Raw genomic sequence first — 22,339 nt, 5'->3', positions numbered from 1 at the left:
GCTAGGGGTCCAAGGCTTCCATGGCACACGAGGTAATGATCATCGGCGGTGGTGTGGTCGGCATGGCGGTGGCCTACGGGCTTGCGCGCCGTGGCCGTCGCGTCTGCGTTCTCGATGAGCACGATACCGCCCTCAAGGCTTCCCGGGGCAACGCGGGCCTGGTCTGGGTCCAGGGCAAGGGCGCCGGCATGCCCGCCTATGCGGCGATGTCGTTGGCCTCGAGTCGAGCCTGGCCGAGATTCGCCGGCGAGCTTGGCGAGCGCACCGAGGTGGATCTGGAGTTCGAGCAGCCCGGAGGCGTCGATCTGTGTCTTGACGACGACGAGGTGCGTAAGCGTTGCGCCGAGTACCAGGCACTGTACGACGCGCCCTGGGCCCGTGAGGCCGGCGTGCGCTGGGAGTACCTGGAGGGCGCGCGACTTGAGCGACTGCTGCCGGGCCTTGGCGGCGACGTCCCGGGGGGCATCTGGACACCCCACGACGGCCACTGCAATCCGCTGTTTTTGCTGCGCGCACTCTACAGTGCCTGCCAGGCGCTCGGCGTGGACGTACGGCCTCATCATCCGGTCGCCTCGATCGACCCCGGCGAGGCGGGCTTTGTTGCCCATACCGCCCGTGGCGCCGTGCGTGCCGAACGGCTGGTACTGGCCTGCGGACTGGGGGCGGCGCGGCTGGCACCGCCGCTCGGGCTCTGCGGTCGGGTCACGCCGGTGCGTGGCCAGGTGCTGGTCAGCGAGCGTCTGCCCGCCGCCGGCCGCCTGCCGACACCGCAGATTCGCCAGACGGCGAGCGGCGGCTACCTGATCGGCGACGTGCTTGAGCACGTCGGCCACGACACCCGGGTCACCCTCGATACCCTGCACGCCCTGGCGCGGCGGGCGGTGACCATCTATCCCGATCTGGCGGCGGCGCGGCTGGTGCGCAGCTGGGCGGCGCTGAGGATCATGACGCCGGACGGCTGCCCCGTCTACGAGGCCTCGCAGCGCTATCCCGGGGCCTACAACCTGAGCTGCCACAGTGGCATCACCCTGGCCGCCTTTCACGCCGATGAGCTGGCCGCAGCGCTGGACGATGATCGGCTCACCGAGCGCTATCCGCTCTTCTCGGGAGGACGCTTCGATGTTCAAGCGGCATAAAAGGGCCACGGCCACACCCGAGGTCACCATCACCATCGACGGCGCGCCTTATCAGGTGCCCTCGACGCTTAGCGTGGCGGCCGCGGTGCTGATGCACCAGGGCGCCGCCGGCTATCGCCGCCACGTCGCCGGTGGCCATCGCGCACCGCTGTGCATGATGGGGGTGTGCCACGACTGCCTGATCACCATCGACGGTGCCCCCAATCGACAGGGCTGTCTGGTCACGGTGGAGCAGGGCATGCGGGTACGCCGCCAGCTCGACGAAGAGACAGCGACGGCTTCCCGGTGGGACACCGCCAACCATGCCAGTGGTGACGAGCAGAGGGGGCGCGAAGATGCAGACCTGTGAGCCGAGGGAGACCGTCGGCACCGACGGCAGCAAGGACCGCGCCCGAGTGGTGGTACTCGGCGCCGGCCCTGCCGGCATGGCGGCGGCCCTGAGACTGGCCGAGGCCGGCCTGCGCTCGCTGGTACTGGATCAGGCCAGGGCGCCGGGCGGGCAGATCTATCGCGATCTCGACCAGCCCCAGCTCGACGCCGCAGTCATGGGCAAGGACTACCATCGCGGTCGCGCCCTGGTCGGCGCCTTCCTGGACGCCGCCAGACGGGGGGAGATCGACTATCGCCCAGGCACGCGGGTGTGGTGGATCGAGGCGCTGGGCGATGCCCTGAACGACGCCCTGGACGACGGCCTGAACGACGCCCATCGCCTGGGCGTGCGGGGGCACGATGGCATCAGCCGGGAACTGGTTGCGGAGCGTCTGATCATCGCCACCGGCGCCATGGAGCGGGGCTGGCCCTTCCCCGGCTGGCAGCTACCTGGGGTGATGCAGGCCGGTGCCGCCCAGATCCTGATGAAGCAGGGCGCGCTGCTGACCGAGGGGCCGCCGGTGCTGGCGGGCAACGGGCCACTGCTGTACCTGCTGGCCTGGCAGTACCTCAACGCCGGCTGCCCGCCCCGGATGATCCTCGATACGGCGCCGAATCTGGGACTGGCGCGGACCCTGCGCCATCCGCTCAGGGCCTGGCGGGCGCGCGGCTACCTCGCCAAGGGCGCGCGCATGCTGGCGGCGTTGAGGCGTGCTGGGGTGCCGATCGTGCGTGGCGTCCAGTCGCTGGCTGCCGAGGGTGACCAGCGCTTGACCGGGGTGCGCTATCGCCGGCGTGGCGACAGCGACGAGCACAGGCTCAAGACCGATTGGCTGTTGACCCATATGGGGGTGGTGCCCGAGCCGCAGCTCCCCCGAGGGCTGGGCATCGAGCACCGCTGGCAGGAGGCGCAGCAGGCGTTCGTGCCCAATCGCCGCGACGACCTGTCGGTGCGCCCGGGCGTGTGGCTGGCCGGTGACGGCGGTGGCATCGGCGGCGCCGTGAATGCCGAGCGCGAAGGGCGACTGGCGGCGCTAGCCGTGCTGGACGACCTGATGGATAAGCCGCTGGACGACCTGATGGCTGCCCCGCTGGAAACGCCAGCCGACGCGAAAGGCGCCGCGGCGCCGATACCAGACGCCGATAACCGCCGGGCGATCGCCAGGGAGAGCGCCAGGGCGATCGCCAAGGAAAGCGCCGCGCTGAGGCGTCGACGCCGCCAGGATCTGTCGGGCCGACGTCTGCTGGATGCGTTGTTCACTCCACCGGCGGACTGGGTCGAGCGACAGCCCGGCGAGACCCTGATCTGTCGCTGCGAAGGGGTGAGCCAGGCCCAGCTCAAGGCGGCGCTGGAAGCAGGGCCCGCCGGGCCCAACCAACTCAAGGCCTTCACCCGCTGTGGCATGGGCCCCTGCCAGGGACGGCTATGCGGCACCAATGTGTCGCGGTTGATGGCCCGCGAGCAGGGCCGCGACATGGACGAGGTCGGCTACTACCGCATTCGCCCACCGTTGACCTCCATCACGCTGGGCGAGCTGGCACTGGCGCCCTCCGATCACCTGACCACACAATCACAATAGAGCGAGAAACGACCATGAAAATTAACGCTTCGCTGTCTGCCTCCCTTGGCCTGGCGATGGCCCTTGCCGGCGCCAGCGCCGCTGTTGCCACCACCGCCCAGGCCGACGATCGTCCGCTGCGCATCGGTGTCGACGTGCCCTATCCGCCGTACCAGGAAAAGCTGCCCGACGGCAGCCTGACCGGCTTCGAGGTTGAGCTGGTCGAGGCCGCCTGCGAGCGCATGCAGCGCCAGTGCGAGTGGGTCGAGCAGGGCTGGGACGGCATCATCCCGGGGCTGCTGGCGCGCAAGTATGATCTGATCGCCTCGGCCATGAACATCACCGACGAACGCGCGAAACAGGTGCTGTTCTCCGATCCCTACTATCAGGTGCCCTCGGTGTGGGTCGGTCAGGCCGACGCAGAGATCGATCCCGAAGGCGACCTGTCGGAGATGACCATCGGTGTGCAGCAAGGCACCATCCAGGACGAGTACGTGACCACCTACCACGGCGAGGCGGACATTCGTCGCTATTCGGACTCCGGCGGCGTGGTCAACGACATGTTTACCGGCCGGCTGGACCTGGTCTTTACCGCCTTCCCGCTGGCCCAGGAGCGGCTGTTCAGTGATGAGCGCTTTGCGCGCAAGGGCGAGCTGGTGACCGGCCCCGAGTCGATCTATGGGCCCGGCGTCGGCGCCGCCTTCCGCCAGCGTGATCGGGAACTGGCCGTCGAGTTCAGCGAGGCCATCCAGGGACTCAAGGACGACGGCGACTACCAGGCGCTGTGGGCCCGCTACTTCGAGAAATAGCACCGGCGGAGTCGACCTCCCACGGGGATGAAGACGAGAGGCGTGACAGCCCGCTATGCGACGAGCCCATCATGCGACGAGCCCACCATGCAACGAGCCCTCCATTGGAGGGCTCGTTGGTGTCGGGGGTTCGGCCATTCGTGCCATCGGCGGCTACGGTGCAATGGGCGGCTATGGCGTCACCGGTAGCGCCGCGTAGGCCACCATCTCGACCAGCATTTCTTCCCGGGCGAAGCCGGAGACGATCACCGCCGCGCGGTTGGGGTAGGGCTCGCTGACGTACTCGGCGTAGACCCGGTTGACCGTGGCCAGGTCCTCGCGTCGGGTCACGTAGATCAATACCTGGGTCAGCGATTCAACGCCGCCACCGGCGCAGGTGAGGGTGTGCACCAGATTGTCCAGTGTCTGGCGGGTCTGGGCCTCGATGCCGCCGTCGACCACCTCGCCGCTTTTGTCGATGGGGATCTGGGCGGTGAACAGGATGCCGTTGCCGACGCTGGCCCAGGACAGTGGGGCGCGGGAGGCGAACAGCTTGGTCTTGACCGGGTGAACCATGGGGTATCCTCGAACGTTGGAAGTCGGGGGCAGTAGGGCAAAGAGAGTGCCAAGGGGTGAGGGTTGTGCGTCAGTCGTTGTCGTGGGTGCCGGCGCCGGCACCGCTGCGAGAGGCCTCGGTAGACTCCACCAACAGCCGGGTGGCCAGCGCCTTGAGCTGTGCCCACAGGCCGTCGTCGACCTCGATGCCTTGCTGCATGGCACGCTCGCGGCAAGCCAGCAGGTCGGACTCCTGGTGGCGGGCGAGCAGGTCGAGCTGATACTCGGAGCGCAGCGACGGCAGCAGGTCCACGTGGTTGGCCATGATCAGCGTCACCCCGTCGTTGGGCTCGTTTTCCTCGGGCACCTCGTGCACCGCGTAGACACGGATCTCCGGCACCGAGCTTCCCGCACGAAAGCCCACTACCTGCTCGATCAGCGGGGTGGCTGCCGCCTGCTCTGCGCCAGCGGTCCGGGCCTCACCGTCAGGCGCTTGGGCATTGCGCCAGAAGGCGGTGACGTTCATCCCGCGCCCGGCCAGTCGCGCTAGATAGCCCATGATCAGCTGGCGATTGTGGCAGTGGCGGATCTTGATCACCGCAAGGCCCCGCGCCCGGGCCTTGGCGAAGCCCAGCTCCAGTGCCAGGGTCGAGCTCTTGAGCACGCTGGCGCCGTGGCTGTCGAGTACCGCCAGGTCGCCGTCGGAGTAGACGAGTTCCGGGGGGCGCTCGCCCTGATCCGCGAGCAGAAAGTCGAGGCCTCGTCCCAGCGCTGCCAGTCCACCGAGCTCGTAGAGCTGCATCCAGGCCACCATGTCGGCGGCGTCGCTGGCGTCTCCGTCCTCGAAGCCCATGGCCTGGAAGGCCTTGCGGCAGAGTCCCTGGAGTTCGTTGTAGGACACCTTCATGAGTTGGCTCCGGCGTGCTGGCGGGGTTGGGCATCGGCTTCCTTGAGCGTGCCGGCGGCGTCCTGGTCGGGCTCCAGCGGGAAGCTCCAGTCGTCGAAGTCGATCAGATCGCTGGGCTCGGCGTTGAGCTCCTCGACCAATGGCGCGCCCTGGAACAGGGTGATGCGCACCCAGCGATCGGACTTGGGATCGAAGCGACTGGCGCCGAAGAACGACAGCTTGGTGCGAAGCAGGTGCATTGGCTTCATCTCGCGGGCCCACAGATTGGCGCGGATCTCGCCGAAGGGCGTCTCGGCCATGCTCTGGATGCGCCGGATGATGTCCTTGTGACGCGGATGGTGAATCAGGAACTCCACCACCAGGGCGCGCGGATGGGCGCTGAGGAAGTCGTCGATGACCCCATGGGTATCGGCCACCCGAGGCGCGATGGCGAGCTTCAGTTCACGGTCGGCACCGGGCTCGACGTCGCGCACGCCCAGGCGCGGTTCTTCCTTCTCGACCGAGCGATACCAGAACCAGTAGCGTTCCTCGGGGTCGGCGAAGTCATGACGCAGGGCCCAGTCGTAGTGGGTCTCGATCAACTGCTTGAGTCTGACCAGCGGCATGTCCGGGGTCAGCTCCAGGCCCTCCTCGACCCCCATCTGGTCCTCGAAGGGATCGACGATCTCCGGGTAGAGCTCAAGCAGCAGGGTGTGGATCAGCTCCTGGGCTTCCAGGCTCAGGGTCTGGCGGCTCCAGTCGATCAGCTCCTGCCACAGCTCCTCGGCCAGTGGTACCTGCTCGAGCCAGGCGCGCACCGCCGGCAGGGCGCTGGCGGTCTCGCGGTTGCGCGCGCTCTGCTCGCTATCCTCGGTCACGGTCTGGGCCAGGTGGCGCTCGGCCCGGGCGACAAGCGCCACCAGGCGCTGTCGCTCCGGTTCACCAGGGACCTGACCACTGACCTGGGCCAGCGCCTTCTCGCGGCTCTCGACCCAGCGCTGGATCAGCTGCGGGTGGTTGATCAGAAAGGGCGCCATGCCCAGTCCGGTGGAATTGCCGATGCCCAGATAGCGGCGCAGCGGTGCGGCCATGGCGACGGCGCTGCCCGGCGCGCGGGCTCGGGCCATATGCTCGATCTGCTCGATGGAGAAGTGGCGCAGCAGGTAGACCGCCAGCATCTGGGCCGAGAAGGGACGCTGGAAGTCCGGGTTGTGCTTCAGCCGATCGAAGTCGGCGATGCCGAACTTGCCATTTCCGTAGACCGCGGTGGTGCGATACAGATAGCCGACCCGGGTCAGCCAGGCCGGGTCCGGCTGGCGCCCGGCGCACAGCGCGTCGAGAAAGGCGGCGAAGTTTCTGAGGCTGCGGTTGGCCCGGGACAGCACCAGCAGACGTGGATGCTGGCGCCCGGCCTCCTGTAGCGGCACATTGGCGGCCATCTGTTCGAGCAGCGAGTCGTCCACGTCACCTTCGACCACGCCGAAGGTGACGTCCCAGGCCTCGGCGATGACCCGGTCGGAGCGGGCGGCGTCATCCAATGGCTGGGAAAAGATCACCCCGTGGTAGCGGGCCTGGGGCGTCTGCAGACGATAGATGGCGACACCGTGGCCCTCGGCGTCGAGCTCGAAGCGGGTGGTGCTGATCTGCCAGCGCTGGCGCGCCATCTGGCGCACCAGGCTACGGACGAAGCTCAGCCGGCTGGCGTGCAGGCTGCCCAGGCGATCGAGTTGCATCACCTCGTCGGGCGCGCGCAGACGCAGGCGCTGCTCGACGTCGGAAAGGCGGCTGGCGAGGTCTTCGCGTCTCATCTCAGGCCTCCCCTGTAGCGCTGGCTTTGTGGCTGGTGATGCCCTGGGCGCGGGCCATGGCGAGGGCGGCCTGGGGGCCGGTCCACAGCGACGGCAGCAGCACCAGCGACACCGGGATGGCGGTCAGCACGATGAACTGCTGCAGGGCGCTGATCTGCCCCGCGCCCATGTACAGGAGGATAGCCGCCATCAGCGCCATGGCGATGCCCCAGAAGGCACGAACCAGCGGGCTCGGCTCGTCGTGGCCGGCACCGACCACGGCGATGGCGTAGCTCATGGAGTCACCGGTGGTGGCGACGAAGATGGTGGTCAGCACCAGGATCGCCACCGCCATGACGGTACCGCCGGGCAGCGCCTGGGCCACGGTCAGCGTAGCCACGTCGAACTGGAAGTTGTTGAGCGCCTCGGTCAGGTCGATGGCTCCGGTCATCTGGTAGAAGATGCCGGAACCGCCCAGCAGGGTGAACCAGATGGCCGTGGCCACCGGTGCCAGCACCGCCACGGTAAGTACCATCTGGCGAATGGTGCGGCCCCTGGAGATGCGCGCGACGAAGATCGCCATCAGCGGGCCGTAGCCGATGAACCAGGCAAAGAAGAACACCGTCCACCACTGCATCCACCAGTCCGGCGCGCTCTGGGCGGTCATCGTCGACATCGCGAAGAACGACGTCAGGTACTCGCCGAAGCCCTGGGTGAAGGCGTTGACCATGAACAGCGTCGGCCCGAACAGGAAGATCACCGCGGCGATGGCGAGCGCCAGGAAGACGTTGAAGCGCGACAGGATCTGGATGCCCTTGTCGATGCCGGTAACCGCCGAGGTAACGTAGACCGCGCCGAGGCCGATCAGGATGATCAGCTGAGTCATGTAGGTGTTGGCCACGCCGAACAGCTCATGCAGACCGAAGCTGACCTGGGTGGCAAGAAAGCCGATGGGGCCGACGGTGCCGGCCACCACCGCGATCACGCACAGGGCGTCGACCACGCCGCCCAGCGGGCCCTTCATCAGCCGCTCGCCGAGCACCGGATAGAGCAGGGTGCGCGGCTGCAAGGGCTGGCCCTTGTCATAGTGGGCGTGGGACAGCACCACCGCGGTCAGGCTGCCGAGCACCGCCCAGGCCAGAAAGCCCCAGTGCATGAACGACTGGGCCAGGGCCGGGGCGATGGCGGAGTCGCTACCGGCCTCGATGGCCGCGCTGCCGGCAAAGGCCGGCGGCGTGACCACGAAGTGGTAGATCGGCTCGCCGGCGGCGAAGAACACCCCGCCCCCCGCCAGCAGGGTGCACATGATGATCGACACCCACTTGAAGGTGGACAGTTCCGGCGTGCGGGTGTTGCCGATGCGTGCACTCGCCGCCGGGGTGGCGATCAGCCCCATGGCGATAAAGAAGGTCAACAAAAGCAGGATCTGGAAGTAGCTGCCGAGCGCCTTGGCGGTCCAGGCGAAGCCCGTGCCGATGGCCCCCGCGACGCCGTCGATGTCGTACAGCGACAGGCCGACGAACAGCAGGATGAAACCGATGCTGAGACAGAGCACGACGGGGTCGCCCAGGCGATACTGGCCGGCGGGCAAGTCCGCGGTCGCGGTCGCTGGCGCCGAGCGATCGGCGGGTGACGAGGTGCCGGTGGTGGAGGTGGTCATGGCATGAACCTCTGGCGTGCGGCACCGTCGGGGCGGTGCCTGTTATGGTGATTGATGACCGCCGGCATTCGGTTGTTGTTGAGATATGGAATGCCGGCGGGTCGGTGGCTGACGGATGGCTGGTCCAGGGTTGGTCGAGGGCTGGTCGAGGACTGGTCGGGGGCTGTTCCGAGTGCCGCCTCAGGCGACCTTGGCGATCCCCTGAGGCGTGGCGGCGCGCTCCAGCAGCGCCACCCAGTTGCGGCCCATGATGCCGGCCACTTCGTCCTCGTTCATGCCGACGTCGCGCAGGCCCTGTATCAGGTTGGGGAAGTCGCGACTGTCCTTGAGCCAGGCCAGTGGCCGCGGCCAGCCGGCGTTGGTGGCGCTGCCCTCGCCGTAGTCCATGTCCTTGGACCAGCGGCCGTTGCGCATCCAGTCGAGCACCGAGGTGGGCTGGTTCTGACACAGGTCGGTGCCGATGCCCAGGTGTTCGACCCCCATCAGGTCGGCGGTGCGGGCGATCATCTCGCAGTACTCGGCAAGGGTGCAGTCCGGGCCGTTGCGCAGGTGGAAGGGGTAGGCCGAGAAGCCCAGCAGGCCGTTGCACTCGGCGATGGCCCTGAGTACCCGGTCGGACTTGTTGCGCTTGGCCGGGTGGAAGCTCTCGGGGTTGGCGTGGGAGATGATCACAGGACGGCTCGACAGCTCGATGGCCTCGAGGGTCGAGCGCTCAGCGCTGTGGGACATGTCGATGACCATGCCGACCCGGTTCATCTCGCGAATCACCTGGCGCCCGAAGCGGGTGATACCGCTGTCTTCTGCCTCGTAGCAGCCGCAGGCCAGCAGGCTCTGGTTGTTGTAGGTGAGCTGCATGATCAAGAGGCCGAGATCGCGCATCACCTCGACCATGTCGATATCGTCCTCGATGGGCGAGCAGTTCTGGGCGCCGAGAAAGACCCCGATGCGCCCGCTGGCCTGGGCCCTGGCGATATCGCCGGGCCCGCGCACCGGCATGATCAGGTCCGCATGGGCCTCGAAGCGGCGGTTCCACTCGCCCAGGCGCGACAGCGTCTCGCGGGTGGTCTCGTGGTAGACCAGGGTGGCGTGGACGGCGTCCAGGCCGCCCTCGCGCATCTGCTCGAAGATCTCCCGCGACCAGTTGGAGTACTGCAGGCCGTCGACGGTCAGCATTTCTCGGGACATGACGTCTCTCCTCAGGCCTTGACGTAGCAGGTCTTGACCACGGTGTAGAACTCGCGGGCGTAGCGGCCCTGCTCGCGGGGGCCGAAGCTCGACGCCTTGCGGCCGCCGAAGGGCACGTGGTAGTCGGTGCCCGCAGTGGGCAGGTTGACCATCACGCAGCCGGTCTCGGCGCGGGCCTTGAACTCGCTGGCAAGCTTCAGCGAGTCGGTGATGATGCCGGCGGTCAGGCCGAAGTGGGTGTCGTTGAGCACCTCGATGGCCTCGTTGGCGTCGGCGACCTTGATCACGCAGGCGATCGGGCCGAACACCTCCTCGCGATTGATGGCCATGTCGTTGGTGGTATCCACCAGAAGCGCCGGTGCCATGAAGTAGCCGTCGCTTGCCGCGCTGACGCGCTCGCCGCCGAACACCAGCCGAGCCCCATCGGCCTGGGCGCGTTCGACCCATGCCAGGTTGGAGGCAAGCTGGCGGGCGTCGGCCGCCGGGCCGATGTGCACGCCGTCTTCCAGAGCGGGGCCGACACGCACCTGCTTCAGGCGCTCGATCAGCCGCTCGACGAAGGCGTCGTGGACCTTTTCGGTGACGATCAGCCGCGACGAGGCGGTGCACTTCTGGCCGGTGCCGGAGTAGGCGCCGTTGAAGGCGGCCTCCACGGCGAGGTCGAGATCGGCGTCGTCGGCCACGATCAGGGCGTTCTTGGAGCCCATCTCGAGCTGGCACTTGACCAGGTTGGCGGCGGTGGCGCCGGCCACCCGGCGACCGACCTCAAGCGACCCGGTAAAGGTCAGGGCATTGATCTCGGGACTCGAGATCAAGGCGTCGCCGACGCTCGAACCCGGCCCCATGATCAGGTTGAAGCTGCCTGCGGGCAGCGCCTGGCGGCTGAGGATCTCGGTCAACGCCCAGGCGCTGGCGGGGACCAGGTTGGCCGGCTTGAACACCACGGCGTTGCCGAAGGCCAGCGCCGGGGCGATCTTCCACACTGCGGTGGCCATGGGGAAGTTCCAGGGGCTGATGACGCCGACCACCCCCACCGGCTCACGGCGCACCTCCACTTCCACGCCGGGGCGCACCGACTCGGCGCGCTCGTCGATCTGGCGCAGCACCTCGGCGGCGTAGTAGTGGAAGAACTGGGCGGAGCGGTGGACCTCGCCGACCGCCTCGGCCAGGGTCTTGCCCTCTTCACGGGCCAGCAGCTCGCCGAGCTCGGCCTTGCGCGCCATCAGTTCGTCGCCCACCGCCATCAGCACGCCGTAGCGCTGCTCCAGGCCGCTCTTGGCCCATTCGCGGCCACCCCGGCGGGCGGCGGCGATGGCGTCCTTGACCTGCTCGGTCGAGGCCTGGGCGTAGACGCCGATCAGGTCGCTGGTATCCGACGGGCTGCGGTTCTCGATCTGGTCGACGCCGTCGATCCACTGGCCGTCGATATAGAGTGGGTAGGCTGACTGCTGAGACATGATGACCTCCTGTGACGAATGCGACACAGCCTAGGAGAGTCACCAAAATAAAGATAATCAATAATAACGAGCATATGATAAATAAGGCTTACCGCCTGTCTGTGTGACGGCCCGTGTGAGGAAATGCCATGCTCCCCGACCTCAAGATCCAGCCGCTGCGCTACGTGCTGGCGATTGTCGACCACGGCGGCTTTCACGCCGCCGCGCGCCAGCTTCACCGCAGCCAGCCGGCGGTGTCGATGGCGGTGCGCGAGCTGGAGGCGCGCCTTGGTGAGGCGCTGTTCGAGAAGGGTGCCCAGGCGAGCCTCACCCCCTTCGGCGAGTACTGCGTGCCGCGCTTTCGCGAGCTGATCCTCCAGCATGATCGCCTGAGCCGTGACCTGCTCGCCCAGGTCGAGCGCCAGGCGGGGCATCTAGATATGGCGGCGGTACCGTCGGTGGCCAGCCGCCTGATGCCGAGCTTGCTGTCGGAGTTCGTCGAGCGCTATCCGGGCATCCGCGTGGCGCTGCACGACGGCAACGCCGACTTCGTGCGCGAGCAGGTGCTGGGCGGTGAGGTGGATATCGGGCTTTCAAGCCTGTGGCAGCCTGACGATGCCCTGGCGTTCACCCCTTTGCTGCGCGACAAGGTGGGGGTGGTGTGTCGCGATGACCATCCCTTCGCCGGGCGCGAGAGCCTGCACTGGCGCGAGCTTGCCGGCGAGACCCTGATCGGCAATGGCACCTCGCGGCTGCTCGAGGGCACCGAGGCCGAGGCGCTGCTGGCAAGTCCCACCTTCTTCATCTCCAACATGATCTCGCTGACCGCCAGCCTGGTGGCGGGGCTCGGCATCACCACCCTGCCGCGACTGGCGTTCGCCGAGGAGTACGAGCGGCTGAGGTTCGTTCCGCTGGAGTGCCCGGTGGTGGAGCGCCAGGTGGGACTGGTGCGCCTGGCCGGTCGCAGCCTGTCGCCGGCCGCCGCTGCCATGGCGGCCTTTATTATCGAGCGCCTGGAGGAGGGGCAGGGGGAGGATGGCCATGGCCCGAGCAGCCAATAGCCGATCAGCCAATAGCCGATCAGCCAATAGCCGTTCAGCCAATAGCCGATAACGCCAGGCGGGCTCGCCGTCCGTCAGCCGTTGCGGTCGAGTTCGCCGGCGTCCATGCCGTTGCGTCGCCGGACCTCGAGCAGCAGGGCGCTGTGGTCGAGGTCAGCACCACCTGCGTTGACCAGATCGCCGAACAGGCGGTCGGTCAACTCAAGCAGCGGCAAGTCGAGGCCGAGTTCCCGGGCGACGTCGCAGGCGGCGCGAGTGTCCTTCAGCTGATGCCTGGCCGGTCCGCCGGGTGCGAAGTCGCCGTCCAGCATGCGTTGGCCATGCTGGTCGAGAATCCGCGAGTAGGCGAAGCCCCCCAGCATGGCCTGGCGCACCTTGGCGGGGTCGGCGCCGCCGGCTTCGGCCAGCACCAGGGCTTCCGACACCGCCGCGATGGTGCTGGCCACCGTCAACTGATTGACCAGCTTGGCCAGGGCGCCGCTGCCTGCCGGGCCAATATGCAGGGGATGGCCCATGGCCTCGAGAATGGACTTTGCCCTGTCGTAATCGACGGCGTCTGCTCCGGCCATGATCGAAAGAGATCCTTCGCGCGCGCCCTTTTCGCCGCCGGAGACCGGGGCGTCCACCCAGCCAAGGCCAAGCTCGCGACAGCGTTCGGCCAAGGCGATTGCTTCACTGTGGCCAATGGTCGACATCACGATGAGCAGGGTACCGGGAGACAACTGACGGGCGATGCCGTCGTCGCCGAACAGCAGCGTCTCGCATACCGCGCCCGAACTTACCATCATCACCACCGCCTGGGCGTTTGCCGCTGCCTCGATGGGTGTCTCGGCCAGAGTGGCGCCAAGTTCGCCCAGCGGGGCTGCCTTGTCGATGCTGCGATTCCAGGCACGCAGGGGGAAGCCTGCACGGATCAGATGACGGCCCATGGGCAGGCCCATGATACCGGTGCCCAGCAGGGCGATGGTGGCAGGAGAGGTCATACGGGCGGCTCGTTGTAGATTAGAAAGTAGGTAACAGCCTAACCTCTTCCGCCCGGTGCCTCCACGCTCAGTCGACCTGCCGCCACCACTGTACCGGCCAGCCGCGCTCGCGGGCGGTGGCGTCAAGTGTCGGGTCGGGGTTGATGGCGAAGGGACAGTCGACGAATTCCAGCAGGGGCAGGTCGTTACGCGAGTCGGAGTAGCCGAAGCTCTCCACCGGGGTGTGCTCGGCCAGCCACTCGCGCAGCGCCTCGAGCTTGCCGCCCTGGAAGGTGCGGATGCCCTCGGCCTTGCCGGTGTAGCGCCTGCGGGAGTCGAGTTCGAGGGCGGTGGCCAGCGCTTGATCGGCGCCGAGGCGCTCGGCCAGCGGGCCGACCACGTGGATCGGCGAGGCCGAGATGATCACCACCCGATGGCCCTGGTCACGGTGCCAGGCCAGGCGTTCGTGGCCCTGGGGGAAGAGCCGGGGCACCACCTCGGCCTCGAGGAAGGCGTCGACCTGTTGCCTGACGTCGGCCTCGCTGCGGCCGGCCAGCGGCGTCAGCAACAGCGCCAGATGGGCTTCCATGTCGAGCGTTCCGGCGGCGTAGGCGGTCATGTGCTCGGCGAAGGCGGCGCGGTAGGCGTCGCCGTCCTCGATCCAGCCGAGATCGATCAGCCACTGGCTCCAGAGTCCAGTGATGTCGCCGTTGAGCAAGGTGTCGTCTAGGTCGAACAGGGCCAGGGTCATGGGCGCGTCGGGGGCCTTGGCGGCGTCGCCGTGGCAGGCGTCAGTGGTCATGGTGACAGCGCTCGTCAGATCGTTCATGCATCCAGCTCCTGAACCTCGTCGAGATCGACGTGGATCGTCACCTCGCAGCCGGCGGGCAGCAAGGTGCGGGCGGAGCGATTGAGGGTATCGACGGCGAGGCTGGTGCCATCGCAGTCGATGTCGTAGCGCACGATGTTACCGAGCAGGCGATGTCGACGCACACGTCCGCTGACGCCCGGTCCCACCCGCGCCGGCCGTTCGCCACCCAAAGGGCGGCCCTGCACGCTGAGATAGAGCGCCTCGGGGCGCAGCGCGACACGCCCGGCCTGGCTGCGAAAGCCCAGCAGTGGCGCGGCCTCGACGGCGTCGAGCAGGCAGTAGTGGCCCATGAAGCCGGCGGCGTTTTCGTCCCGGGGCCGGGTGTAGAGCACCTCGGCGGTGTCCTTTTGCAGGATCCGCCCCTGGTGCATCAGGAATACCCGGTCGGACATCAACATGGCCTCTTCCTGATCATGGGTCACGAACAGGGTGGTCAGGCCGAGGGTCTTCTGAATCTCGCGGATCTGGTCGCGCAGATGTCGACGAATGCGGGCGTCCAGCGCCGATAGCGGCTCGTCCATCAGCAGTACCTTGGGTTCCACCACCAGCGAGCGTGCCAGTGCCACCCGCTGGCATTGCCCGCCCGACAGCTGGTGGGGAAACTTGTGCGCCTGGTCCTGCATCTCGACCAGGCGCAGCACCTCGTCCACCCGGCGCGCGCGCTCGTCACCGGGGACCTTCTGCATGCGCAGGCCGAAGGCGACGTTGTCGGCGACCTTGAGGTTGGGAAACAGCGCATAGTGCTGAAACACCATGCCGACCCCGCGCCGCTGGGGCGGCAGGCGGGTGATGTCGTCACCGCCGATGTGGATGCTGCCGGCGTCCAGCGAGGTCAACCCAGCGATGGCCCGCAGCAGGGTCGACTTGCCGCAGCCGGACGGCCCCAGCAGGGTGATGAACTCGCCATGCTCGATATCGGCGTCGATGTCGGCGAACACCGAGGTTTCGCCGAAGCGCTTGGCCAGCCCCCTCAGCGAGACCGCGTTGCCGCTTTCCTGGCGGCCTGGCGCGGACGGGGTCGTGGTCTGGACCGAGGACGGGATAGTGGACGGGACCGTGGACGGGGCGGCGCGCTGGGTGGCAGGTGTAGTGGCAGCCATCATCGTGTGGCCTCCGTGATGGTGTGCTCGGCCTGGCGATTGCCCAGCCAGGTCAGGATCAGGGTAAAGGCGAACAGGGTGATCACCAGGGCGCTGGTGAAGTGGCCGCTGGCGCCGCGCATATTGTTGAGGTAGACCTGCAGCGTCTCGAAGCGGGTGCCCACCAGCATGTTGGCGAAGACGAATTCGCCGACCAGGAACGAAAACGACAGGAAGATGGCGATCTGCACCCCGCCACGCAGGTTGGGCAGGATGACCAGAAAGAAGGCTTTAAGCGGCCCGGCACCCAGCAGCTGGGCGGCGTCCATCAGGCTTTGCACGTCCACCGCACGCAGGCTGTTGGCAATGGCGCGGTACATGAACGGCAGCACGATGGTGAAGTAGGTGGGAATCAGGATCCAGGGGGTGCCCACCAGCGGCAGCGGGCCGCCAGCGTAGAGCTTGAGTAGCCCCACCGAGGACACCACCGGGGGCACCGCGAAGGGCATCAGGATCAGGGTGTTCATCCAGCGGTCCAGCCACGGATAGCGGGTGTGGGCCAGCAAAGCCACCGGCATCACCAGCACCAGCGACAGCGCCAGGGCACCCACGGCGACAGCCAGCGACCGGGCGAAGGCCGCCACAAAGCGCGGGGTGGTCCATAGCTCCACGAACCAGGCCAGGGTCAGGCCATCGGGGACCAGGGTCGCGCCCCAGCGGGTGGCCAGGGCGTAACCCAGGGTCGCCACCAGCGGCAGGGCCAGCACCGCGAAGACGCTGCCGACGATCCAGGCGTAGGGGTTGAAGGTCGCCGACAGCGGCGCTGCGGTCGGGCTCTTGTGAGCCGGCAGGGTTTCAGCGTGAGCCATGCTGTGCACTCCTTCTCAACAGCCACTGCTGGACCAGGGTGACCAGCACCAGCAGCATCACCAGAATCAGCGCCAGGGCGCTTGCCAGATTGGGCTCGAGGAACAGGTCGCCGGCCACCAGGTTGGCAATACGAATGGTCATCAGGTTGTAGCTGGTGTTGACCAGCGCGTAGACGGTGGCGTAGGCGCCCATGGCGTTGGCGAACAGTACCGTGAAGGTGCCGGCCAGGGCCGGCCACAGCACCGGCAGGCCGATGCGCTGCCAGTAGGCGATGCGCCCGGCGCCGAGCAGGCTGGCGGCATCACGCCATTCGGCCTTGAGGCCGGCGAAGGCCGGGAACAGCAGCAGGATGCCCAGCGGAATCTGGAACCAGGTGTAGATGACGATCAGCCCGCCGGTGGAGTAAAGACGCACGTCCTCGATGATGCCGAGTCGTTGAAGCGCCAGGGTCAGCACGCCGTTGGCCCCCAGCAGGATGATGAAGGCGAAGGCCAGGGGCACGCCGGCAAAGTTGGAGGTCATGTTGGTGAAGGCGATCATCGCTCGCCTCAGGCGTCCGCCGGAACGTACCAGGGCGTGGCAGGTCAGGGTGGCGATGACCAGGCCGATGGCGCTGGACACCAGCGAGATGGTCAGACTCTTCCAGATCGCCTGGCGGAAGAACGCCGACTGGGCGATCTCCTGAAAGTGGCCAAGGCCCCAGTTACCGTTGACGTTGAAGGCGCTGATCGCGACCCAGGCCATCGGCGCCAGCTGGAAGGCGGTGAATATCACGGCGAAAGGCACAAGCCACAGCCAGGCCGGTAGGGGCGCCTTCACGATCCGGCCTCCTCGTTGCAGGTGGCGTTCGCGGTGGATGCGACGCTGGCAGTGTTGGTCGCGGCCAGCAGCTCGGGATGCCAGGGCTTGTCGTGGGAGAGCCCGAGGACGCTTGCCAGGGTGCCGCACAGGTGGGTCTGGCGGATGACCCGTCCGGCGGGGTCGGCAAAGGCATCGCCGAACAGCCACAGCGGCACCCGGCGTTCTTCTTCCAGCAGGCCCGAGTGGGAGCGATCGGCGTTCATGCCATGGTCGGCGGTGATCATCACCTGGCAGCCGTCGGCCAGCCAGCGTGGCAGGTAGTCGGCCAGGGCGATGTCGGCGTGGCGGGCGGCGTTTCTGTACTGGGGCGAGTCGCCGCCATGACGATGGCCGGTGTCGTCGATGTTCATGCTGTGAACCAGCAGGAAGTCCGGCGCGTGGCGTTGCCTCAGGGCCTCGGCGTCGCTGAACAGGTGATCATCCGGATAGTGGTCCTGCCAGTAGAAGATGCCGGCCTGGATGGCCGCCGCAGGGTCGTCGAGAAAACGGTCGCGGGTGCGCTCGAAGGGCGCCTTGACGTAGAGCTCACTGACCCAGTGATAGGCCGCCGCAGCGGTGGCAAGGCCCTGGCCGCGGGCCAGGTCGAACAGGCTGATGCCATGGGACCGGCGCACGATGTCGTTGTGCACTACCCCGGAGTCCACCGGGCGATCGCCGGTCAGCAGGCACTCGTAGAGCGGCCGAGACATGGCCGGCAGCTCGCAGTCGAGGTGGGTGGTGTAGCCGCGTCCGGCCTCTACCAGGGCGCTCAAGTGGCCCATGGCGTGATGGCCGACGGCGTGATTGAGGCCGTCCAGCACCACCAGTATGACGGGTCTGGTCATGATGACTCCCGGCCGCGCGGCAATACAGGGCGCGGCGCTGTCGCGATAAGACGTGGAATGCGCTGAAGACAGGCCACTTGGGCACTGTCTTCAGCGGTCGATCGACGTAGCGGCGCTGTCCTCAGCGCTTGATCACTGCTGGTGGATCAGCACCTCGGACTGCCACTGGCGCGGCAGCACCTTGGCGCTCTGTTCCCAGGCGGCAAAGTCCTGGATCGGACGGGCGCTGGCGTACTGCTCGTTGGGCAGCAGCTTGGCGGCGATGTCGTCGGGCAGGGTCAGGTGCTCGGCGCGGATCGGGCGAGCGTAGCCCTCGGCCAGGTTGAACTGCCCTTCGTCGGACAGGATGTACTCACGGGCCAGCTTGGCGGCGTTGGGGTGCTGGGCGTGGGTGTTGATGATGGTGGCATAGCCGGAGGTCACCGAAGCGTCCGAGGGGATTACCACCTCGAAGGCGTCACGGTCGATCTGGTCGCGGTAGTTCAAGGCGTTGAAGTCCCACAGCAGGGCCACTTCCACTTCGCCCTTCTCCAGGTTGGCGATGGACACGTCGGCCAGCGACAGTCGGCCCTGCTCGGCCAGTTCGGCGAACAGCTCGAGGCCCGGGGCCAGATTGCCCTCGTCGCCACCGGCGGCGTAGGCGGCGGCGAGTACCGCATTGTTGGCCTGGGAAGCCTGGCCCACGGCGCCCACCGATACCGAGTAGTCACCCTCGCGCAGGTCGGCGAAGGAACTCGGGCGCTGGTCCTCTTCCACCAGGTTCTTGTTGATCATCAGCGCAATGGTGCCTGTGTAGCCGAGCATCCAATGGCCATCTTCGTCCTTGGCCCAGTCGGGGATCTCGTCCCAGGTGGTGGGCTTGTAGGGCTGGGTCACCCCCTGCTGCACCGCGATCGGTCCGAAGGCGAAGCCGACATCGCCGATATCGGCGGTGGCGTTCTCGCCCTCGGCCTTGAACTTGGCGACTTCCTCGGCGGAGCTCATGTCGGTATCGGTGTGCGCCAGGCCGTAGACGCTTTCCAGGTCGGCCCAGGTGTCCTTCCAGTTGGCCCAGGTGTCGGGCATGCCGACGCTGTCGACGCGGCCTTCCTGCTTGGCGGCCTCGATCAGTGACTCAAGCTCGGCGGTGCTTGCCTGGGCGGCGGTGGACAGCAGGCCAGCGCAGGCCAGGGCGGTCAGGGTCGGGTAACGCAGAGAAGTGACGATCACGGGAGGGTCTCCGGGTCAGGGGCGTGAAGTCGACGGAAACCGATGCGCCTTTCTGGTCTAGATCAGTTTCCGTTGACGATCACCCTAAGGAGCTAGCGTGACAGCCTCGTGTCAGTTGCGTGGCAGTCTCGTCTCAGTCCATATGAGCTAGGTAAAGGACGAAAAACCCGACTCGTTCGAGCACTGTCATCGCGTTGTCACCGGCTTGCCACTAGACTGCTGAAATTACGTTGAACCTTCTTTGGTCTATACCAGAAAGCTGGACGCCGCCGGATACTGCCCGGCGGCGATCCTGGTCAGAGCTTCGAGAGTCCGCCTTGCCTACTGTCCCTGACGACACCTCGCACGACGCCTCACCCTCCCATCGCCTGCGCGAGCGTCTTGCGCCCTTGCTGAGTCTGGCCTCGACACGGGGCGATCGCCGTCTGCCCAGCGAGCGAGACATGATGGCGCGCCTCCAGACCACCCGCATCACCCTGCGCGAGGCACTCAATGAGCTGGAGGCGGAGGGCTGCGTGTATCGCGAGAATCGGCGCGGCTGGTTCGTGTCGCCGCCACGGCTACGCTATGACCTGTTGGCCTGCCTGCCGTTTCACGAGATGGTGCGATCCCAGCAGCGCAGCGCCCGCACCCTGTTGCTCAGTGCCGAGGAAGTGATCGCGCCCGTCACGGTCGCCCGCCGGCTGGGACTCGCCGAAGGCGAGCGCGTCTACCGCATCTGTCGTGCCCGGCTGGTGGACGAACGCCGGGTGCTCTACGTGGAACACCATCTGTTGCCGCGCTGCTTTCCCGCCATTCTGGAGTTCGATCTGGCGCGGGAATCGCTGACCGAGCTCTACCGCCGCGAGTACGGCATCCGGGTCGGGCGGGTCAGCTACGAGCTCGGAACCTGTGTACTTTCCAGCGACGCCGCCAGCGCGCTCAACGCGGTACGCGGCAGCCCCGCCCAGCGCATCACCCGCATCAACCACGACCAGAACGGCCGTGCCATCGACTGTGATGATGAGTACTGGCGCCACGACGCCATCGAGCTGACGCTTTCCGCCGCCCCTCAGGGAGTTTGAGGTGCGAGATCGAGGGGCTTCGAACTGCAGGGGAGTGCTAGACCGCGGGAGGGCGTTCTTCCAGCAGGTGCCACAGGGGGGCTGCCACTGCCGCTTCGTCGCGATGGCGATAGCAGGCCACTTCCAGAGAGGGGCCGCCGAGGATTTCCTGCAAGGAAATCAGCTTGCCGCTCTCGAGGTCTTCCTCGATCAACCCGTGGGGTAGCCAGCCGATGCCGAGACCGGCCAGGGCGAGTTGGCGAATGCCGATGGTGAAGGCGGTCTCGCAGACCAGTTCGATCTCGTAGTGGCGTTGGGCATCGAGCAGGTAAGGCGTCGCCAGGGCCTGGCCAAGAAAGCTGTCCGGATCGTAGCCGATCAAGGGCAGTCGTTGACCTTCCTCGAGTTCGTGCATGAGACCACCGTGATGATCCGATGCGCACACCGGCAACAGCCGTTCAACGCCCAGTGACAGCCGCTCGACGCTGTCGCTGCCGCTGAACAGGGGGGCGCCCTCCAGCTCCGAACACAGCAACAGGTCGGCCTTGCCTTGCTCGAAGTCGTGGATGCACTGGCTGCGGTCGGACGAGGTGATCTGCAGTCCCACCTCAGGCGCGTGATGACGCAGGTGGCGCAACAGGCGCGGCAGGTAGCTGACGGTCAGGGTGTGCTGGGTGGTCAGAATGGCCCTGGGCCCCTGGCGGGCATCGCTTCTGAGACGACTGCGCATGGCGTAAAGGCGTGCCAGCCACTCTCGTAATTGGGGCTCGTACGCCCGCGCGTGGGCGGTCAACTCCAGGCGCGAGGCGCTGCGATCGATCAGCGCCACCCCCAGCCATTCTTCCAGCTGGCGGATACGGCGCGAGAATGCCGGCTGGGTGACGTGGCGCCGTTCGGCCGCCTGGGAAAAGGTGCCCGCTTCGATAAGCTCGAGAAAATCCTCTATCCATTCGATCTTCATTGGTGTTTTGGTCTGCCTTAGTGGGTGGCGGCCGGGGCTAAGCAGTGGCTATGCAAAAATTTAACAGCTGGCGAGCAACTTGGCATTGGTCTCATGTTCCAGGCGAGGCTTAACTTGGAAGCGATCGCTCGAGGGCAGGCCTTCAGGCCTGCTGTGTCTTTCGACGTAGGTCGTCAAGAGAGCACGCCAATGCCAACAATGACTCGCCTGGAGGCCCGTATGCACCTGTCCCGTTTTCCCCGTGTCCGTCTCGGCCATATGCCCACTCCGCTGGAGCCCATGGACAACCTGAGCAAGCTGCTCGGCGGTCCGCGGCTGTGGATCAAACGCGACGACTGCACCGGCCTGTCCACCGGGGGCAACAAGACCCGCAAGCTTGAATTCCTGATGGCCGACGCCCTGGAACAGGGCGCCGACACCATCATCACCCAGGGCGCCACCCAGTCCAACCACGCCCGCCAGACCGTGGCCGCCGCCTGCAAGCTGGGGCTCGAGTGCCACATCCTGCTGGAAGACCGCACCGGCAGCGAGGACCCCAACTACAACTACAACGGCAACGTCTTCCTTGATCAGCTCCACGGCGCCAGCGTCGAGAAGCGCCCGGGCGGTGCCGACATGGCCGCCGAGATGGAAGGCCTGGCCGATCGTCTGAAGAGTGAAGGCAAGAAGCCCTACATCATCCCCGGCGGCGGCTCCAACGAGATCGGTGCCCTGGGCTACGTCAATGCCGCCCTGGAACTTCTGGCCCAGGCCAACGACATGGGTCTGCGCATCGATCATCTGGTCCACGCCACCGGCAGCGCCGGCACCCAGGCGGGCCTGGTCACCGGCCTCAGCGCCTGCAACGCCGGTATCCCGGTGCTCGGCATCGGCGTTCGCGCGCCGAAGGACAAGCAGGAAGCCAACGTCTTTGCCCTGGCCCAGAAGACCGAAGCCAAGCTCGGCCTGTCCGGCGTCGTCAGCCGCGACCAGGTGGTCGCCAACTGCGACTACGTGGGTGAGGGCTACGGTGTGCCCACCGACAGCATGATCGAGGCGGTCACCCTGCTGGCCCGTCACGAAGGCATCCTTCTGGACCCGGTGTACTCCGGCAAGGGCATGGCAGGGCTGATCGACCTGATCCGCCAGGGCCACTTCAAGCAGGACGAGAACGTCGTCTTCCTGCACACCGGCGGCGCCGTTGCGCTGTTCGGCTATCCCGATACCTTCGGTTTCCCCGACTACAAGGGCTAGGCCC

General features: G+C 67.0%; 21 protein-coding genes. 7 read left to right on the top strand and 14 right to left on the bottom strand.

The features are described from left to right. The first annotated feature begins 20 nt into the window (after positions 1-20). The 4 genes from KUV74_RS18950 to KUV74_RS18935 are packed head-to-tail and all read left to right on the top strand — an operon-like array spanning position 21 to position 3,873. Complete coding sequence (locus tag KUV74_RS18950) at positions 21-1,136, top strand: NAD(P)/FAD-dependent oxidoreductase (RefSeq protein ID WP_222517111.1); 1,116 nt, start codon at positions 21-23, stop codon at positions 1,134-1,136. Then, a complete protein-coding gene (locus tag KUV74_RS18945) occupies positions 1,120-1,485 on the top strand; it encodes a (2Fe-2S)-binding protein (RefSeq protein WP_222517110.1) in 366 nt (121 codons plus the stop codon). Before KUV74_RS18950 ends, KUV74_RS18945 begins: the two co-directional genes overlap by 17 nt. Further along, complete coding sequence (locus KUV74_RS18940; protein ID WP_222517109.1) at positions 1,472-3,085, top strand: NAD(P)/FAD-dependent oxidoreductase; 1,614 nt, start codon at positions 1,472-1,474, stop codon at positions 3,083-3,085. Before KUV74_RS18945 ends, KUV74_RS18940 begins: the two co-directional genes overlap by 14 nt. A gap of 14 nt (positions 3,086-3,099) precedes the next feature. Next, positions 3,100-3,873 carry a transporter substrate-binding domain-containing protein gene (locus tag KUV74_RS18935; protein ID WP_222517108.1) on the top strand — a complete coding sequence of 258 codons (774 nt, stop codon included), beginning with the start codon at positions 3,100-3,102 and terminating at the stop codon, positions 3,871-3,873. Positions 3,874-4,044: 171 nt separating this feature from the next. On the opposite strand, the gene KUV74_RS18930 is transcribed toward KUV74_RS18935, so the two are convergent. From KUV74_RS18930 to KUV74_RS18905, 6 genes are all read right to left on the bottom strand, one after another. Beyond that, positions 4,045-4,428 carry a RidA family protein gene (locus KUV74_RS18930; RefSeq protein WP_222517107.1) on the bottom strand — a complete coding sequence of 128 codons (384 nt, stop codon included), beginning with the start codon at positions 4,426-4,428 and terminating at the stop codon, positions 4,045-4,047. 70 nt (positions 4,429-4,498) lie between these two features. Further along, positions 4,499-5,314 carry a DUF3726 domain-containing protein gene (locus KUV74_RS18925; protein WP_045993663.1) on the bottom strand — a complete coding sequence of 272 codons (816 nt, stop codon included), beginning with the start codon at positions 5,312-5,314 and terminating at the stop codon, positions 4,499-4,501. Then, a complete protein-coding gene (locus KUV74_RS18920) occupies positions 5,311-7,101 on the bottom strand; it encodes a hypothetical protein (protein ID WP_261395586.1) in 1,791 nt (596 codons plus the stop codon). Before KUV74_RS18920 ends, KUV74_RS18925 begins: the two co-directional genes overlap by 4 nt. A gap of 1 nt (position 7,102) precedes the next feature. Continuing rightward, complete coding sequence (locus KUV74_RS18915; RefSeq protein WP_222517106.1) at positions 7,103-8,740, bottom strand: BCCT family transporter; 1,638 nt, start codon at positions 8,738-8,740, stop codon at positions 7,103-7,105. Positions 8,741-8,920: 180 nt separating this feature from the next. Beyond that, a complete protein-coding gene (locus tag KUV74_RS18910; protein ID WP_204248966.1) occupies positions 8,921-9,925 on the bottom strand; it encodes a dipeptidase in 1,005 nt (334 codons plus the stop codon). A gap of 11 nt (positions 9,926-9,936) precedes the next feature. Continuing rightward, positions 9,937-11,382 carry an aldehyde dehydrogenase family protein gene (locus tag KUV74_RS18905; RefSeq protein ID WP_222517105.1) on the bottom strand — a complete coding sequence of 482 codons (1,446 nt, stop codon included), beginning with the start codon at positions 11,380-11,382 and terminating at the stop codon, positions 9,937-9,939. A gap of 128 nt (positions 11,383-11,510) precedes the next feature. On the opposite strand from KUV74_RS18905, the gene KUV74_RS18900 reads away from it, so the two are divergent. After that, the gene (locus KUV74_RS18900; RefSeq protein WP_222517104.1) at positions 11,511-12,422 is read left to right on the top strand and encodes a LysR family transcriptional regulator; all 912 of its coding nucleotides are present in this window, start codon (positions 11,511-11,513) and stop codon (positions 12,420-12,422) included. 74 nt (positions 12,423-12,496) lie between these two features. On the opposite strand, the gene KUV74_RS18895 is transcribed toward KUV74_RS18900, so the two are convergent. The 7 genes from KUV74_RS18895 to KUV74_RS18865 form a co-directional block, all read right to left on the bottom strand. Next, positions 12,497-13,405, bottom strand: a complete 909-nt coding sequence (locus tag KUV74_RS18895; RefSeq protein ID WP_222517103.1) for an NAD(P)-dependent oxidoreductase — start codon at positions 13,403-13,405, stop codon at positions 12,497-12,499. Positions 13,406-13,472: 67 nt separating this feature from the next. After that, positions 13,473-14,213, bottom strand: coding sequence for an HAD family hydrolase (locus KUV74_RS18890; RefSeq protein WP_222517102.1), 741 nt, complete (start codon positions 14,211-14,213; stop codon positions 13,473-13,475). After that, positions 14,210-15,358, bottom strand: coding sequence for an ABC transporter ATP-binding protein (locus tag KUV74_RS18885; protein ID WP_222517101.1), 1,149 nt, complete (start codon positions 15,356-15,358; stop codon positions 14,210-14,212). Before KUV74_RS18885 ends, KUV74_RS18890 begins: the two co-directional genes overlap by 4 nt. Further along, positions 15,355-16,203: an ABC transporter permease gene (locus tag KUV74_RS18880; RefSeq protein WP_108133473.1), complete on the bottom strand. Its 849-nt coding sequence runs from the start codon at positions 16,201-16,203 to the stop codon at positions 15,355-15,357. Before KUV74_RS18880 ends, KUV74_RS18885 begins: the two co-directional genes overlap by 4 nt. Next, complete coding sequence (locus KUV74_RS18875) at positions 16,190-17,023, bottom strand: ABC transporter permease (protein ID WP_108133474.1); 834 nt, start codon at positions 17,021-17,023, stop codon at positions 16,190-16,192. The genes KUV74_RS18880 and KUV74_RS18875 overlap by 14 nt, the downstream gene beginning before the upstream one ends. Further along, positions 17,020-17,889 carry an alkaline phosphatase family protein gene (locus KUV74_RS18870; protein WP_222517100.1) on the bottom strand — a complete coding sequence of 290 codons (870 nt, stop codon included), beginning with the start codon at positions 17,887-17,889 and terminating at the stop codon, positions 17,020-17,022. The genes KUV74_RS18875 and KUV74_RS18870 overlap by 4 nt, the downstream gene beginning before the upstream one ends. A 132-nt stretch (positions 17,890-18,021) precedes the next feature. Beyond that, on the bottom strand, positions 18,022-19,098 hold the full coding sequence (locus tag KUV74_RS18865) for an ABC transporter substrate-binding protein (RefSeq protein WP_222517099.1): 1,077 nt from the start codon (positions 19,096-19,098) through the stop codon (positions 18,022-18,024). 317 nt (positions 19,099-19,415) lie between these two features. Here KUV74_RS18865 and KUV74_RS18860 point away from each other — a divergent pair, with 317 nt between their 5' ends. Further along, a complete protein-coding gene (locus KUV74_RS18860) occupies positions 19,416-20,162 on the top strand; it encodes a UTRA domain-containing protein (RefSeq protein ID WP_231498696.1) in 747 nt (248 codons plus the stop codon). Positions 20,163-20,199: 37 nt separating this feature from the next. Here KUV74_RS18860 and KUV74_RS18855 read toward each other — a convergent pair whose 3' ends face one another. Next, a complete protein-coding gene (locus tag KUV74_RS18855; protein ID WP_108133476.1) occupies positions 20,200-21,102 on the bottom strand; it encodes a LysR family transcriptional regulator in 903 nt (300 codons plus the stop codon). 189 nt (positions 21,103-21,291) lie between these two features. Between KUV74_RS18855 and KUV74_RS18850 the strand changes: the two genes are divergently transcribed. Beyond that, the gene (locus KUV74_RS18850; RefSeq protein ID WP_261395581.1) at positions 21,292-22,335 is read left to right on the top strand and encodes a D-cysteine desulfhydrase; all 1,044 of its coding nucleotides are present in this window, start codon (positions 21,292-21,294) and stop codon (positions 22,333-22,335) included. Positions 22,336-22,339: the final 4 nt, after the last annotated feature.

Origin of the sequence: Halomonas sp. DP1Y21-3 (assembly GCF_019801245.1) — a bacterium.
GTDB lineage: Bacteria > Pseudomonadota > Gammaproteobacteria > Pseudomonadales > Halomonadaceae > Halomonas > Halomonas litopenaei.
This window is presented reverse-complemented; position numbering and strand designations above follow the sequence as displayed.

What these genes read in the sequence shown, in the direction of transcription:
- KUV74_RS18950 (WP_222517111.1), top strand. Translation starts at nt 21, where the DNA reads ATGGCACACGAGGTAATGATCATCGGCGGTGGTGTGGTCGGCATGGCG.
- KUV74_RS18945 (WP_222517110.1), top strand. Translation starts at nt 1,120, where the DNA reads ATGTTCAAGCGGCATAAAAGGGCCACGGCCACACCCGAGGTCACCATC.
- KUV74_RS18940 (WP_222517109.1), top strand. Translation starts at nt 1,472, where the DNA reads ATGCAGACCTGTGAGCCGAGGGAGACCGTCGGCACCGACGGCAGCAAG.
- KUV74_RS18935 (WP_222517108.1), top strand. Translation starts at nt 3,100, where the DNA reads ATGAAAATTAACGCTTCGCTGTCTGCCTCCCTTGGCCTGGCGATGGCC.
- KUV74_RS18930 (WP_222517107.1), bottom strand. Translation starts at nt 4,428, where the DNA reads ATGGTTCACCCGGTCAAGACCAAGCTGTTCGCCTCCCGCGCCCCACTG.
- KUV74_RS18925 (WP_045993663.1), bottom strand. Translation starts at nt 5,314, where the DNA reads ATGAAGGTGTCCTACAACGAACTCCAGGGACTCTGCCGCAAGGCCTTC.
- KUV74_RS18920 (WP_261395586.1), bottom strand. Translation starts at nt 7,101, where the DNA reads ATGAGACGCGAAGACCTCGCCAGCCGCCTTTCCGACGTCGAGCAGCGC.
- KUV74_RS18915 (WP_222517106.1), bottom strand. Translation starts at nt 8,740, where the DNA reads ATGACCACCTCCACCACCGGCACCTCGTCACCCGCCGATCGCTCGGCG.
- KUV74_RS18910 (WP_204248966.1), bottom strand. Translation starts at nt 9,925, where the DNA reads ATGTCCCGAGAAATGCTGACCGTCGACGGCCTGCAGTACTCCAACTGG.
- KUV74_RS18905 (WP_222517105.1), bottom strand. Translation starts at nt 11,382, where the DNA reads ATGTCTCAGCAGTCAGCCTACCCACTCTATATCGACGGCCAGTGGATC.
- KUV74_RS18900 (WP_222517104.1), top strand. Translation starts at nt 11,511, where the DNA reads ATGCTCCCCGACCTCAAGATCCAGCCGCTGCGCTACGTGCTGGCGATT.
- KUV74_RS18895 (WP_222517103.1), bottom strand. Translation starts at nt 13,405, where the DNA reads ATGACCTCTCCTGCCACCATCGCCCTGCTGGGCACCGGTATCATGGGC.
- KUV74_RS18890 (WP_222517102.1), bottom strand. Translation starts at nt 14,213, where the DNA reads ATGAACGATCTGACGAGCGCTGTCACCATGACCACTGACGCCTGCCAC.
- KUV74_RS18885 (WP_222517101.1), bottom strand. Translation starts at nt 15,358, where the DNA reads ATGATGGCTGCCACTACACCTGCCACCCAGCGCGCCGCCCCGTCCACG.
- KUV74_RS18880 (WP_108133473.1), bottom strand. Translation starts at nt 16,203, where the DNA reads ATGGCTCACGCTGAAACCCTGCCGGCTCACAAGAGCCCGACCGCAGCG.
- KUV74_RS18870 (WP_222517100.1), bottom strand. Translation starts at nt 17,889, where the DNA reads ATGACCAGACCCGTCATACTGGTGGTGCTGGACGGCCTCAATCACGCC.
- KUV74_RS18855 (WP_108133476.1), bottom strand. Translation starts at nt 21,102, where the DNA reads ATGAAGATCGAATGGATAGAGGATTTTCTCGAGCTTATCGAAGCGGGC.
- KUV74_RS18850 (WP_261395581.1), top strand. Translation starts at nt 21,292, where the DNA reads ATGCCAACAATGACTCGCCTGGAGGCCCGTATGCACCTGTCCCGTTTT.